The organism is Streptomyces sp. NPDC051018, from assembly GCF_044456085.1.
Taxonomy (GTDB): Bacteria; Actinomycetota; Actinomycetes; order Streptomycetales; family Streptomycetaceae; genus Streptomyces.
In genome coordinates this window covers 1-13,688 of record NZ_JBITFN010000022.1, presented here as the reverse complement: position 1 = coordinate 13,688, position 13,688 = coordinate 1, and the positions used below count along the sequence as shown (strand labels likewise).

11 protein-coding genes are annotated in these 13,688 nt (G+C 69.0%); 9 read left to right on the top strand and 2 right to left on the bottom strand.

Features of this window, described 5'->3' with window-relative positions; translation table 11 throughout:
* The first annotated feature begins 266 nt into the window (after positions 1 to 266).
* From eccD to ACIBCM_RS28990, 6 genes are all read left to right on the top strand, one after another.
* Positions 267 to 1,766, top strand: coding sequence for a type VII secretion integral membrane protein EccD (gene eccD / locus ACIBCM_RS29015; RefSeq protein WP_399248454.1), 1,500 nt, complete (start codon positions 267 to 269; stop codon positions 1,764 to 1,766).
* A 360-nt stretch (positions 1,767 to 2,126) separates the two neighbouring features.
* The gene (gene rpsO / locus ACIBCM_RS29010; protein ID WP_023586232.1) at positions 2,127 to 2,417 is read left to right on the top strand and encodes a 30S ribosomal protein S15; all 291 of its coding nucleotides are present in this window, start codon (positions 2,127 to 2,129) and stop codon (positions 2,415 to 2,417) included.
* Positions 2,418 to 2,831: 414 nt separating this feature from the next.
* A complete protein-coding gene (locus ACIBCM_RS29005; protein ID WP_399248273.1) occupies positions 2,832 to 5,069 on the top strand; it encodes a polyribonucleotide nucleotidyltransferase in 2,238 nt (745 codons plus the stop codon).
* On the top strand, positions 5,066 to 6,445 hold the full coding sequence (locus ACIBCM_RS29000; RefSeq protein WP_399248271.1) for a M16 family metallopeptidase: 1,380 nt from the start codon (positions 5,066 to 5,068) through the stop codon (positions 6,443 to 6,445). The genes ACIBCM_RS29005 and ACIBCM_RS29000 overlap by 4 nt, the downstream gene beginning before the upstream one ends.
* A gap of 17 nt (positions 6,446 to 6,462) precedes the next feature.
* Positions 6,463 to 7,215, top strand: coding sequence for a 4-hydroxy-tetrahydrodipicolinate reductase (dapB, locus tag ACIBCM_RS28995; protein WP_399248270.1), 753 nt, complete (start codon positions 6,463 to 6,465; stop codon positions 7,213 to 7,215).
* Positions 7,216 to 7,230: 15 nt separating this feature from the next.
* The gene (locus ACIBCM_RS28990; RefSeq protein ID WP_399248268.1) at positions 7,231 to 7,671 is read left to right on the top strand and encodes a hypothetical protein; all 441 of its coding nucleotides are present in this window, start codon (positions 7,231 to 7,233) and stop codon (positions 7,669 to 7,671) included.
* A gap of 803 nt (positions 7,672 to 8,474) precedes the next feature.
* On the opposite strand, the gene ACIBCM_RS28985 is transcribed toward ACIBCM_RS28990, so the two are convergent.
* Positions 8,475 to 9,032 carry a hypothetical protein gene (locus ACIBCM_RS28985; protein ID WP_399248266.1) on the bottom strand — a complete coding sequence of 186 codons (558 nt, stop codon included), beginning with the start codon at positions 9,030 to 9,032 and terminating at the stop codon, positions 8,475 to 8,477.
* A gap of 97 nt (positions 9,033 to 9,129) precedes the next feature.
* The gene (locus ACIBCM_RS28980; protein ID WP_399248264.1) at positions 9,130 to 9,369 is read right to left on the bottom strand and encodes a hypothetical protein; all 240 of its coding nucleotides are present in this window, start codon (positions 9,367 to 9,369) and stop codon (positions 9,130 to 9,132) included.
* Positions 9,370 to 9,570: 201 nt separating this feature from the next.
* Here ACIBCM_RS28980 and thyX point away from each other — a divergent pair, with 201 nt between their 5' ends.
* From thyX to ACIBCM_RS28965, 3 genes are all read left to right on the top strand, one after another.
* Entirely contained in the window at positions 9,571 to 10,311 is a 741-nt protein-coding gene (thyX, locus tag ACIBCM_RS28975) for an FAD-dependent thymidylate synthase (RefSeq protein ID WP_399248262.1), read from the top strand.
* Between the two features lie 290 nt (positions 10,312 to 10,601).
* A complete protein-coding gene (gene dapA, locus ACIBCM_RS28970; protein WP_399248260.1) occupies positions 10,602 to 11,501 on the top strand; it encodes a 4-hydroxy-tetrahydrodipicolinate synthase in 900 nt (299 codons plus the stop codon).
* A gap of 150 nt (positions 11,502 to 11,651) precedes the next feature.
* Positions 11,652 to 13,337 carry a ribonuclease J gene (locus tag ACIBCM_RS28965; RefSeq protein WP_399248258.1) on the top strand — a complete coding sequence of 562 codons (1,686 nt, stop codon included), beginning with the start codon at positions 11,652 to 11,654 and terminating at the stop codon, positions 13,335 to 13,337.
* Positions 13,338 to 13,688: the final 351 nt, after the last annotated feature.

The window sequence follows — 13,688 nt, the reverse complement described above, 5'->3', positions numbered from 1 at the left end:
GGACGAAATGAATGCGGACCGAGCGTAAGGATTCGGGCTGTTCGGGCCATAAGCAAAGCCCGGACCAAGGTGCGTGGGTGCTCCACGCAAGCCGGGGGACGGCGAAGTGTGAAGCCTCTGTGGAAAGTCGGTGTACGGGGCCTGAATTGCGGCGCCGGTAAGCACCGGGGAGCCGCGGTACGGGAACTCGACGACAAACGCGTGAAGCCGGTGCACAGGAAGAACACGAAGAACACGAAGAACACGAGGGGATGCAGCAGGTGAGTATGACGGCCTCAGCGGCGGCGAACGGAACCGGTCACCCCGGCCCCGTGACCCCGTCCGGCAGCGGAACCGGCTTCTGCCGGGTGACGGTCGTCGCCCCGGACGGCCGCGTCGACGTGGCATTGCCCGAGGACATCGCGATCGCGGATCTCTACCCCGAGATCCTGCGGCTGTCCGGACAGAGCCCCGAACCGGGCGCCCCCGTCGGCTACCACCTCGTACGGCGCGACGGCACCGTCCTCGACAGCGCGCGCTCCCTCGGAGCCCAGCGCATTCTGGACGGCGAACTGCTCTCCCTGCGCCCCTTCGCCGAATCCCTCCCCCCGGCCGTCTTCGACGACGTCTCCGACGCGGTCGCCTCCTCCGTCGCCCGCGACCGCACGCTCTGGAGCGACGCCCTCATGCGGGGCGCCGGGCTGCTCGGCGGATCCGTACTGCTGCTTCTGCTCGCCTTCGTGCTGTGGACCTCCGACCCCCGCCACGACATGCACGGACTGCCGGGAGTCCTCGCCGGGGTCACCGGAGTGCTCCTGCTCGCGCTCGCCTGCGTACGCGCCCGGGTCTACGACGACCGGGGCTCGGCCATCGCCCTCGGCATCGGGGCCATGGCGAACGCGGCCATCGGCGGCACCGGACTGCTGCCTCCCGCCGACGGCGAGGGCATCGGCAGGCTCCAGTTCCTGCTCGCCTGCGCGGCCGTCCTCGTCTTCGCGGTGATCCTCACGATCGTCGCCCCCGGCGGGGACGGGCCCTTCGTCGCGTTCGTCTTCGCCTCCGCCGTCGGACTGCTGGCGACCTTCGTGGCCATCCTCCGCGAACTGGAGCCCATCGAGACGGCCGCGATGTGCGCCCCCTTCGCGGTGGGGGCGCTCGCCTTCCTGCCCGGTCTCTCCACCCGCTTCGCCCGCCTGCCCATCGGCTTCGACCCGCCCCGCACCACCGTCGGTGACTACGGCTCCGACCCGGAGCCCCAGGGGCCGGTCGACGGCGAGCGCATCGCCGCCCAGGCCCGCCGGGGCCATGAACTACTCGTCGGCCTCGTCGGTGGCTGCGCCCTGGTCACCATGGGCTCCGCCGCCGTCCTCGGCTTCTCCGACAACATCTGGGCACAGCTCCTGGCCCTCGCCACCGGTGTCGCCATGCTGATGCGGGCCCACCTCTTCCGCTACACCGCCCAGGTCGGCTGCGCCCTCGCGGCGGGACTCGGCGCCCTGGTCCTCCTGGGGCTCGGTCTCAGCCTCAATCCGCCGGCCGAGCTGGTGCGCGACGCGCTGCGGGGCGACGGCGCGGCCCTGGACATCCGTACGGTCTGGCTCACCGCTGCCGTCGCCGGCGTCGCCGCACTGATCACCGCCATCGGTCTGATCGTCCCGCGCAAGGGCGTCACCCCCTTCTGGGGCCGTTTCCTGGAGATCGCCGAGACCTTCGTCCTGCTGACGCTGCTGCCGCTGTGCCTGGCGGTCTTCGACGTCTACCACTCGATCCGGGCGCTGACCTCCTAGCGAGGATTCGCGCCGGATCCCGCCCGTCGCCACCCGCCCTGCCCGGCCCGTCCCGTCGCCACCCGCGACCGGGCCCCCGCCCCGCCCGTCGCCACCCGTCACGCCGGCAGGACCGCCGGCCGTCACCCGAGCCCCGCCCCCACCCGCCCTGCGCCCCGGCTTCACCGTCGCGCGGACCCCCGCCCGCGGGCAGCGCCGCCGCCCCGGACTGGTACTCTGGGTGACGGCCGTTTGTGTACGCGTTCCCGGACTCCCTGGGGACAGCGCCCATCGGACCTTCGCCTCCGAGTCACGGAAGCTCCCCTGAGACCAAGACCAGGGGCACTCGCGGGCGCATCGAACACCACCGAGGAGTACCGAGTGTCTCTCGACGCCGCTACGAAGAAGCAGATCATGGCCGAGTTCGGCACCAAGGAGGGCGACACCGGCTCCCCCGAGGTCCAGGTCGCGCTGCTGTCCCGCCGTATCTCGGACCTGACCGAGCACCTCAAGACGCACAAGCACGACCACCACTCCCGCCGCGGTCTGCTGATCCTGGTCGGCCAGCGCCGCCGGCTGCTGCAGTACCTGGCGAAGAAGGACATCCAGCGCTTCCGCGCGCTCGTCGACCGCCTCGGCATCCGCCGCGGCGCGGCCGGCGGCGCCAAGTAGCACGCCGTGGAGGGAGCGGTTCCCACTGAAGAGGGGGCCGCTCCCTTTTGCTGTACGTGTTTGCCGTACGTGCTCGCCGTACGTGACGGTCACCGCACGTCATGGCCGTAGGTGATCGCTGTACGTGCGCGACGTACCGCACGGCAATTAGTCTGGTCGCACAGCACCACACGCAACGACACGCGGCGCCGAACCCGGTACCGCACGACAGAGCACCACAGAAACGCAACAGTGTACGAGCGGAAAGCAGACTCGCCGCCGCCGGTCCTCGGTAGTGGCTCCCGGAGCCTTCGAACCCCGGGTGCTTCGATCGAAGACCGGCCCAGTACGAGAGCTTCTCCGCCTGTCTCCCCGCCACACGGGCGAGGGGACCAAAGACGAACAACGTAACGAAACGTAACGGAGAAAACGCTAGTGGAGAACGAGACCCACTACGCCGAGGCTGTCATCGACAACGGCACCTTCGGCACCCGCACCATCCGCTTCGAGACGGGACGGCTGGCCAGGCAGGCCGCCGGTTCCGCCGTGGCGTACCTGGACGACGACACCATGGTGCTGTCGGCCACCACCGCTTCCAAGAAGCCCAAGGACCAGCTCGACTTCTTCCCCCTCACGGTCGACGTCGAGGAGCGGATGTACGCGGCCGGGAAGATCCCCGGCTCCTTCTTCCGCCGTGAGGGCCGGCCCTCCGAGGACGCGATCCTCACCTGCCGCCTGATCGACCGCCCGCTGCGTCCCTCCTTCAAGAAGGGCCTGCGCAACGAGATCCAGATCGTCGAGACGATCATGGCGCTCAACCCCGACCACCTCTACGACGTGGTCGCCATCAACGCCGCCTCCTGCTCCACCCAGCTCGCCGGCCTGCCGTTCTCCGGCCCCATCGGCGGCACCCGGGTCGCGCTGATCAAGGGCCAGTGGGTCGCCTTCCCGACCCACACCGAGCTGGAGGACGCCGTCTTCGACATGGTCGTCGCCGGCCGGGTCCTCGACGACGGCGATGTCGCGATCATGATGGTCGAGGCCGAGGCCACCGAGAAGACGATCCAGCTGGTCAAGGACGGCGCCGAGGCCCCCACCGAGGAGATCGTCGCCGCCGGCCTCGAAGCCGCGAAGCCCTTCATCAAGGTCCTGTGCAAGGCCCAGTCGGACCTCGCCGCCAAGGCCGCCAAGCCCGAGGGCGAGTTCCCGGTCTTCCTGGACTACCAGGACGACGTGTACGAGGCGCTCACCGCCGCCGTCAAGGACGAGCTGTCCCAGGCGCTCACCATCGCGGGCAAGCAGGAGCGCGAGGGCGAGCTGGACCGCGTCAAGGAGCTGGCCGCCGAGAAGCTGCTCCCGGCCTTCGAGGGCCGCGAGAAGGAGATCTCCGCCGCCTACCGCTCGCTGACCAAGTCCCTTGTGCGTGAGCGTGTGATCAAGGACAAGGTCCGTATCGACGGACGCGGTGTCACCGACATCCGTACGCTGGCCGCCGAGGTCGAGGCCATCCCGCGGGTCCACGGATCCGCCCTGTTCGAGCGTGGCGAGACCCAGATCCTGGGCGTCACCACCCTGAACATGCTCCGGATGGAGCAGCAGCTGGACACCCTCTCCCCGGTGACCCGCAAGCGGTACATGCACAACTACAACTTCCCGCCCTACTCCGTCGGTGAGACCGGCCGTGTGGGCTCCCCGAAGCGCCGTGAGATCGGCCACGGCGCGCTCGCCGAGCGCGCGATCACGCCGGTTCTGCCGACGCGCGAGGAGTTCCCCTACGCGATCCGCCAGGTGTCCGAGGCCCTCGGCTCCAACGGCTCCACCTCCATGGGCTCGGTCTGCGCCTCCACCATGTCGCTGCTGAACGCCGGTGTGCCGCTGAAGGCCCCCGTCGCCGGTATCGCCATGGGTCTGATCTCCCAGGAGATCGACGGCAAGACGCACTACGTCGCCCTCACCGACATCCTCGGTGCGGAGGACGCGTTCGGCGACATGGACTTCAAGGTCGCCGGTACGAAGGAGTTCGTCACCGCCCTCCAACTCGACACCAAGCTGGACGGCATCCCGGCCTCCGTCCTGGCCGCGGCCCTCAAGCAGGCCCGCGACGCCCGCCTCCACATCCTCGACGTGATGATGGAAGCGATCGACACGCCGGACGAGATGTCCCCCAACGCCCCGCGGATCATCACCGTCAAGATCCCCGTGGACAAGATCGGCGAGGTCATCGGCCCCAAGGGCAAGATGATCAACCAGATCCAGGAGGACACCGGCGCCGAGATCACGATCGAGGACGACGGCACCATCTACATCGGTGCCGCCGACGGCCCGGCCGCCGAGGCCGCCCGCGCCACGATCAACGGCATCGCCAACCCGACCATGCCGGAGGTCGGCGAGCGCTACCTGGGTACGGTCGTCAAGACCACCACCTTCGGCGCGTTCGTCTCCCTGCTCCCGGGCAAGGACGGCCTGCTGCACATCTCGCAGATCCGCAAGCTCGCCGGCGGCAAGCGCGTGGAGAACGTCGAGGACGTGCTCGGCGTCGGGGCCAAGGTCCAGGTCGAGATCGCCGAGATCGACTCCCGCGGCAAGCTCTCCCTGATCCCCGTGATCGAGGGCGAAGGCGACACCGCCGAGAAGTCCGACAAGTCCGACCAGAAGGACGACACCGCCAAGTGACGTCGCGCAGCCTCAAGGCGACGGCCCGCACCTCTTCCGAGGCGCGGGCCGTCGCCCGTACCCAAACCCTTCTCAAGGGTGAGAACGGCGTCGGCACGGTCCGCCGCACCACCCTCCCCGGTGGCCTGCGCATCGTCACCGAAACCCTGCCGTCCGTCCGCTCCGCCACCTTCGGCATCTGGGCCCATGTCGGCTCCCGCGACGAGACGCCGTCCCTGAACGGCGCCACGCACTATCTGGAGCACCTCCTCTTCAAGGGGACCCGGCGGCGCTCGGCCCTCGACATCTCCTCCGCGATCGACGCGGTCGGCGGCGAGATGAACGCCTTCACGGCGAAGGAGTACACCTGCTACTACGCACGGGTGCTCGACACCGATCTGCCGCTCGCCATCGACGTCGTCTGCGACATGCTCACCGGCTCCCTGATCCTCCAGGAGGACGTGGACGCCGAGCGCGGCGTCATCCTCGAAGAGATCGCGATGACCGAGGACGACCCGGGCGACTGCGTCCACGACCTGTTCGCGCACACCATGCTCGGCGAGACCCCCCTCGGCCGTCCGGTCCTCGGGACCGTCGACACCGTGAACGCGCTGACCGCCGACCGCGTCCGCCGCTTCTACCGCAAGCACTACGACCCGACCCATCTGGTCGTCGCCGCAGCGGGCAACGTCGACCACGCCACCGTCGTACGCCAGGTCCGCCGCGCCTTCGAGAAGGCCGGCGCCCTGACCCGTATCGACGCGGTGCCGCTCGCACCCCGTAACGGCAGCCGCACCGTGCGCACCGCGGGCCGTGTCGAACTGCTCGGCCGCAAGACCGAGCAGGCCCATGTCGTCCTCGGCATGCCCGGCCTCGCCCGGACCGACGACCGCCGCTGGGCGCTCGGCGTGCTGAACACCGCGCTCGGCGGAGGCATGTCCTCCAGGCTCTTCCAGGAGGTACGGGAGAAGCGCGGCCTCGCCTACAGCGTGTACTCGTACACCTCCGGCTTCGCCGACTGCGGCCTCTTCGGCGTCTACGCGGGCTGCCGCCCGAGCCAGGTCCACGACGTCCTCAAGATCTGCCGGGACGAACTGGACCGGGTGGCGTCCGACGGGCTGTCGGACGACGAGATCGGCCGCGCCATCGGCCAGCTCGCGGGCTCCACCGTGCTCGGCCTGGAGGACACCGGCGCGCTGATGAACCGTATCGGCAAGAGCGAGCTGTGCTGGGGCGCCCAGATGTCCGTCGACGAGATGCTCGCGCGGATATCGGAGGTCACCCCCGACGAGGTACGCGAGGTGGCCGGACAGGTCCTCGGACACCGCCCCTCGCTCGCGGTGATCGGTCCGCTCAAGGACCGGCAGGCCGACCGGCTGCACGAGTCGGTCTCCTAGATCTAAGGAATGAACTGATGAGCAAGCTCCGTGTGGCCGTTCTCGGCGCCAAGGGCCGTATCGGCTCGGAAGCGGTACGGGCCGTCGAGTCCGCCGACGACATGGAACTGGTGGCCGCCCACGACCAGGGCGACAGGCTGGAGGGCCTGGTGGAAGCCCGTGCCCAGGTCGCGATCGAGCTGACCACCCCCGCATCGGTGATGGGCAACCTCGACTTCTGTGTGCGCCACGGCATCCACGCGGTCGTCGGCACCACGGGCTGGACCGACGAACGCCTCGCGCAGCTCGGCACCTCGCTCGCCGCGTCCCCTCGCACCGGTGTGTTCATCGCACCGAACTTCTCCATCGGCGCGGTCCTCACCATGAAGTTCGCCCAGCAGGCGGCGCGGTACTTCGAGTCCGCCGAGGTCATCGAGCTGCACCACCCGAACAAGGTCGACGCCCCCAGCGGTACCGCCACCCGCACCGCCCAGCTCATCGCCGCCGCCCGCGCCGAGGTGCACCTCGGCCCGCAGCCCGACGCGACCACCACCGCGCTCGACGGCGCCCGTGGCGCGGACGTCGACGGAGTCCCGGTCCACGCCGTACGCCTCCGGGGCCTCCTCGCCCACCAGGAGGTGCTGCTCGGCGGCGAGGGGGAGACCCTGACCATCCGCCACGACTCGCTCCACCACAGCAGCTTTATGCCGGGCATCCTGCTCGCCGTGCGGCGGGTCGGGTCCGCGCCCGGTCTCACCTACGGGCTGGAACACTTCCTCGATCTCGGCTGAGCGGGCCCGAACGACATGAGCGCAAAGATCACGTACTTCGTCACCGCGGCCGCCCTGGTCGTCTATCTGGCCCTGGTCGGCAGCCGCGGTGTCATGCTCATCCAGCAGGGCAGCCTGCTCACCGTCACTTTCGGCCTCGCGGTGCTGGTGCTCCCGGGGGTCGGCGTCTGGTTCCTCTGGAAGAACACCCGGTTCGTCACCAAGGCCAACCGTCTCGCCGCCGAACTGGACGCGGAGGGCGGTCTTCCCGTGGACGATCTCGCCCGCACCCCCAGCGGCCGTATCGACCGCGACGCGGCCGACGAGGTCTTCGCCCGCCGCCGCGCCGAAACCGAGGACTCCCCGAACGACTGGCGCTGCTGGTTCCGCCTGGCCATCGCCTACCGCGACGCCCGCGACACCCCGCGCGCCCGCAAAGCGATGCAGCGCGCGATCACACTCCACGACCGCACCTGATACGGCCCCACGGTTGAGCGCCGTCTCCGGCCCAGGGTTTCCGGCGTTCGGTCCTGGGGCCGGAGGCTCAGCCTCTCCGCCCAGAGGGGCCGACACTCGCGCCCGTCGTTCAAGCCTCGCCGAGCCGGCAGTACGCGTCCGGGTCGGGGCCGAATGCTCAGCTTCTCCGCCGAGCGGGGCCGACACTCACGTCCGTCGTTTCCAGCCATTCTGGGCCGACGCCTCCGGTCCGGCTTCTCCAGACGCCCGGGGTGGGCCGGAGCTTCAGCCTCTCCCCGCGAGTGGGTCCGGAACCTCCGGCCCTGATTTTCCAGTCCCTCCGGCCTTCTCGGCCTTCTCGGCCTCTCCGGCTCAAGCCTCTCCGCCGGGCGGGGCCGATGTTCTCGCCCGTCGTTTCCACCGTTACCGGGCCGGGCCGATGTCTCCGGTCCGGCATCCCTGGCATCTCCGGGTCGGGGGCCGGATGCTCAGCACCTTCGCCGGGAGGCTCCGGAACCTCCGGGCCTGCTCTCAGTTCCTTGGGTTGCTCCGGCTTGTCCGGGCCCGGTGTGACACCTCGGGCTCCGCGTTTCCAGCCCTCCGGGCCGACACCTCCGGCCCAGGGTTTCCGGCGTCTCCGGGGTTGGGAGGCGGAGGCTCAGCCTCTCCGCCGAGCGGGCCCGGCACCTCCGGGCCTCGCCGCACCCGCCCTTCGAGCCGGGCCGGTGCTCGGGCCCGTATTTCCAGCCCTTCCGGCGTTTGAGGAGCGAGGTCCGGGGCAGAGCCCCGGCCGGGTCAGGGGCGGAGCCCCGCACCGTCCCGGTTCACGCCCCGCGCGGCCGATACTCCGCCCCCCACGCCTCAATCGTGTCCGCCGCCCGGTCGAACGCCTCCACCCGCCCCAGAAAATCCGCGTTGTGATCGGTCAGCAGCGCCATCGGCTCGCTCCGCCCCCGCCGTACCCCCGCCAGCGCCTGACCCTGCACCGTCCGCGGCAGCCCCAGCCATCTCACCGGCTGCTGCACGGTCCGTACCTCGGTCACCTCGGCCCACGTCAGCGTGGCCGTCAGGAAGAAGCCGACCTTGCGCAGCCCGTGCCGGCTGACCCACACCCCCATGCGAAGCAGCCGCAGCGCCGTACCGATCACCGCGAGCCCCAGGACCAGACAGGCCATCGCCCCGGACACCGCTCCCGCGAACGCGATGATCATCGCGGCGAGCATGACAAAGGAGGCAAGCAGCAGCAGAACCGCCGCCGAGCCGACTCTCCAGGGCCCCGGCCGGTACGGACGTCGCCACAGGTCGTGGTCGTCGAAGGGCAGCGCGGTGTCATCCTCGGTCGCGTCAAACGCGCGATCGGCCGTCAGGAAAGGCAGGGGCACGACTGATCCTCACTCACCAGCACGCTCGATTGGGGGCTGTGACGGGTGAGGCTACCGAGGCGCCCACGGGTCGACCACCCCAGGGGGTCCGTACGAGTCAGCGTCGCTCGGACGCCTCGGAATGCTGGGTCCGGCCCGGTGTCTCGCCCGATTCCAGCGCGGGCACGCCGAACAGCAGGGACCCGGCCAGCCCGGCCACTATCGTCAGACCGATCAGGGCACGCCCCATCAGCTGGGAGGCACTCGGACGTTCGCGCGGCGGCGGAGTGACGTTACTGCGGAAGCTGTCGGACTCGGCGACGAACGAGAACGGGACGGCTTCCCGCCGGCGGAACATCAGGGCACTCTCCTTGATCCGGGTGGCACGACGACCGACGACTCGGGTGGCGCGGCACCACCACCGGTGCGGCTGTTACCCGTAGAGACGAACGGAACGCCGATTCGGTGCCCCTTTTCGGCGAATCGGTGGAAAACGGGGGTGGGGGGACGTGGACTACAGTGGTCGCCGCCCAGCTCAGCCCCTGGAAGGACCCTCCTGGTGACCGACACCCCCGCAGAGACCCCGACCCCCGGCTTCCGGGGCGATGTCACCGTCGAACTGGTGAAGCACTCCGCCGGCGACTCCGACGTCCTGTGGGCCGCCCGGGTCTCCACGGCGGGTGAGCAGTCCCTGGAGGAGCTGCAGAAGGACCCGGAGCGCTCGAAGGGGCTCATCAACTATCTGATGAGGGACCGCCACGGCAGCCCCTTCGAGCACAACTCGATGACGTTCTTCATCAGCGCCCCCATCTTCGTCTTCCGTGAGTTCATGCGGCACCGCGTCGGCTGGTCGTACAACGAGGAGTCCGGCCGCTACCGGGAGCTCCAGCCGGTCTTCTACGTCCCCGCCCAGGACCGCAAGCTCGTCCAGGAGGGCCGTCCCGGAAAGTACGTCTTCATCGACGGCAGCCCGGAGCAGCACAAGATCGTCAGCGAGGCCATGGAGGACTCGTACCGTCGTTCGTACGAGACGTACCGGGAGATGCTGGACGCGGGCATCGCCCGGGAGATCGCCCGCGCCGTCCTTCCCGTCGGCCTCTTCTCCTCGATGTACGCCACCTGCAACGCGCGGTCGCTGATGCACTTCCTCGGGTTGCGCACTCAGCACGAGCAGGCGAAGGTCCCCTCCTTCCCGCAGCGGGAGATCGAGATGGTCGGGGAGAAGATGGAGGAGCACTGGGCCCGGCTCATGCCTCTGACACACGCGGCATTCAACACGAATGGCCGAATCGCACCCTGAGCCGTCCGGCGGCCGGAAATCGTCGGTCCGCGATGGCCTCAGTCGGCCGTGTGGCGCCCATCGCATCGGCCGAAAAGGTCCCTCTCCCGAGGCACCCTCCGGTACAGATGTACGGATCCGTCGAGCGAAGTGTCCACATTGCGGTGTTTCGTGAAGTTCATCTAGGCTGATCAAACGGACCCGGTACTGCCTGAACCCCCGAGCAGGCAGTGCCGGGCTCCTCATGCCACGTCGTACGTCACGTCCCCTGAAGGGCCACACCGTACTGAGCAGCGAGTAGCGTGTTACCCATGGCTCCGATCCACACTCCGCAGACCCCGTTCGGGCGGGTCCTCACTGCCATGGTCACGCCGTTCACGGCGGACGGCGCACTCGACATCGACGGTGCTCAGCGCCTGGCGGCCCATCTGGTGGACGCAGGCAACGACGGCCTGATCATCAACGGCACCACCGGCGAGTCACCCACCACCACCGACGCGGAGAAAGACCGGATCGTACGAGCCGTCCTGGAAGCGGTCGGAAGCAGGGCCCACATCGTTGCCGGTATCGGCACCAACGACACCCGCCACAGCATCGAACTCGCCCGCGCAGCCGAACGCGCCGGCGCACACGGCCTGCTCGCGGTCACGCCGTACTACAACAAGCCCCCGCAGGAGGGCCTGTACCGCCACTTCTCGGCCATCGCCGACGCGACCGAGCTGCCGGTCATGCTCTACGACATCCCCGGCCGCAGCGGCGTCCCGATCGACACCGAGACGCTCGTACGCCTCGCCCAGCACCCCAGGATCGTTGCCAACAAGGACGCCAAGGGCGACCTCGGCCGCGCGAGCTGGGCCATCGCCCGCTCCGGCCTCGCCTGGTACTCCGGCGACGACATGCTCAACCTCCCGCTGCTGTCGGTCGGTGCGATCGGTTTCGTCTCCGTCGTCGGCCATGTCGTCACCCCGGAGCTGCGGGCCCTGCTCGACGCCCATGTCAGCGGCGACGTCCAGAAGGCCACCGAGATCCACCAGCGACTTCTCCCGGTGTTCACGGGTATGTTCCGCACACAGGGCGTCATCACCACCAAGGCCGCGCTGACCCTCCAGGGCCTCCCCGCGGGTCCCCTCCGGCTCCCCCTCGTCGAGCTGACCCCGCAGGAGACCGCGCAGCTGAAGGCCGACCTCGCGGCCGGTGGAGTACAGCTCTGACCACGGACTTGGCAAGACCACACAACTGAAGAGCAAGAGGAGATCCGGCCGACCACCGCGGCCGACCGGACCCAGTCATCGGCAAGTGCACGAATGTCACGTACGCCACGTGCCTCAGCGGCACGTGGCGTACGTGGTGAGGAGAGTCTTTTGAGTCATCCGCATCCCGAACTCGGCGCCCCGCCGAAGCTTCCCAAGGGAGGCTTGCGCGTCACCCCGCTCGGTGGCCTCGGTGAAATCGGCCGGAACATGACGGTCTTCGAGTACGCGGGCCGCCTGCTCATCGTCGACTGCGGCGTTCTCTTCCCCGAAGAGGAGCAGCCCGGAATCGACCTGATCCTGCCGGACTTCACCACGATCCGGGACCGCCTCGACGACATCGACGGCATCGTGCTCACGCACGGCCACGAGGACCACATCGGCGGAGTCCCCTACCTTCTGCGGCTGAAGCCCGACATCCCGCTGATCGGCTCCAAGCTGACCCTCGCCCTGATCGAGGCGAAGCTCCAGGAGCACCGCATCCGCCCCTACACCCTTGAGGTCACGGAGGGGCACCGCGAGCGCATCGGCCCCTTCGACTGCGAGTTCATCGCCGTCAACCATTCCATCCCGGACGCCCTGGCCGTGGCCATCCGCACCCCCGCAGGTATGGCGGTCCACACCGGCGACTTCAAGATGGACCAGCTCCCGCTGGACCGCCGGCTCACCGATCTGCACGCCTTCGCCCGGCTCAGTGAGGAGGGCATCGACCTCCTGCTGTCCGACTCCACGAACGCCGAGGTCCCCGGGTTCGTCCCGCCCGAGCGCGACATCTCCAATGTCCTGCGGCAGGTCTTCGCCGGCGCCCAGAAGCGCATCATCGTCGCCAGCTTCGCCAGCCATGTGCACCGTATCCAGCAGATCCTGGACGCGGCCCATGAGTACGGCAGACGCGTCGCCTTCGTCGGCCGCTCGATGGTCCGCAATATGGGCATCGCCCGGGACCTCGGATATCTGCGCGTTCCCGCCGGCCTCGTCGTCGACGTCAAGACCCTGGACGACCTGCCGGACCACGAGATCGTTCTCGTCTGTACAGGCTCCCAGGGCGAACCGATGGCCGCACTGTCCCGGATGGCCAACCGCGACCACCAGATCCGGATCGTCCAGGGCGACACCGTGATCCTGGCCTCGTCCCTCATCCCGGGCAATGAGAACGCGGTGTACCGCGTGATCAACGGCCTGAGCCGCTGGGGCGCGAACGTCGTCCACAAGGGCAACGCCAAGGTCCATGTCTCAGGACATGCCTCCGCCGGCGAGCTGCTGTACTTCTACAACATCTGCAAGCCCAGGAACCTCATGCCCGTCCACGGCGAATGGCGCCACCTCCGCGCCAACGCCGAACTGGGCGCCCTGACCGGCGTCCCCAAGGACCACATCGTGATCGCGGAGGACGGCGTCGTCGTCGACCTCGTCGAGGGCAAGGCCAAGATCGTCGGCAAGGTCCAGGCCGGCTATGTGTACGTCGACGGCCTCTCCGTCGGCGATGTCACCGAGACCTCGCTCAAGGACCGCCGCATCCTCGGAGACGAGGGCATCATCTCGGTCTTCGTTGTGGTCGACTCCACCACAGGCAAGGTCGTCGGCGGCCCGCACATGCAGGCCCGGGGCTCCGGGATTGAGGACGCCGCGTTCAGCTCGGTGATCCCGAAGATCGAGGAAGCGATCGCCAGGTCCGGCGCCGACGGCGTCGTCGAGCCCCACCAGCTTCAGCAGTTGGTCCGCCGCACAGTCGGCAAGTGGGTGTCGGACACGTACCGCCGCCGCCCGATGATCCTCCCCGTCGTCGTCGAGGTCTGACGGCCTAACGTCGCACTTCATGGAGCGGGGCGCCTCGATTTGCATCAAGGAGCCCCGCTCCAGTAGGTTTACGGCTCCGACCGAACGGGAACCGGGAGCGCCCATGCGCGCACACCGTCACTCCGGAGGGGCCGGGAAAACCGACTCAGAATCTTCTGATAATGTCGGCACCGCCGAAAGGCAAAGGCTTATCCAATCAGCCGCCTGATCGAATTCGAAGTCCGGAAACGGAATGCGGAAAAGGTCTGGTAAGGTTGGAAACGCAAGACCGAAGGGAAATGCCCGGAGGGCCTGGTGAGGGTCTGATGGAAGCGTCCGTTCCTTGAGAACTCAACAGCGTGCTAAAAGTCA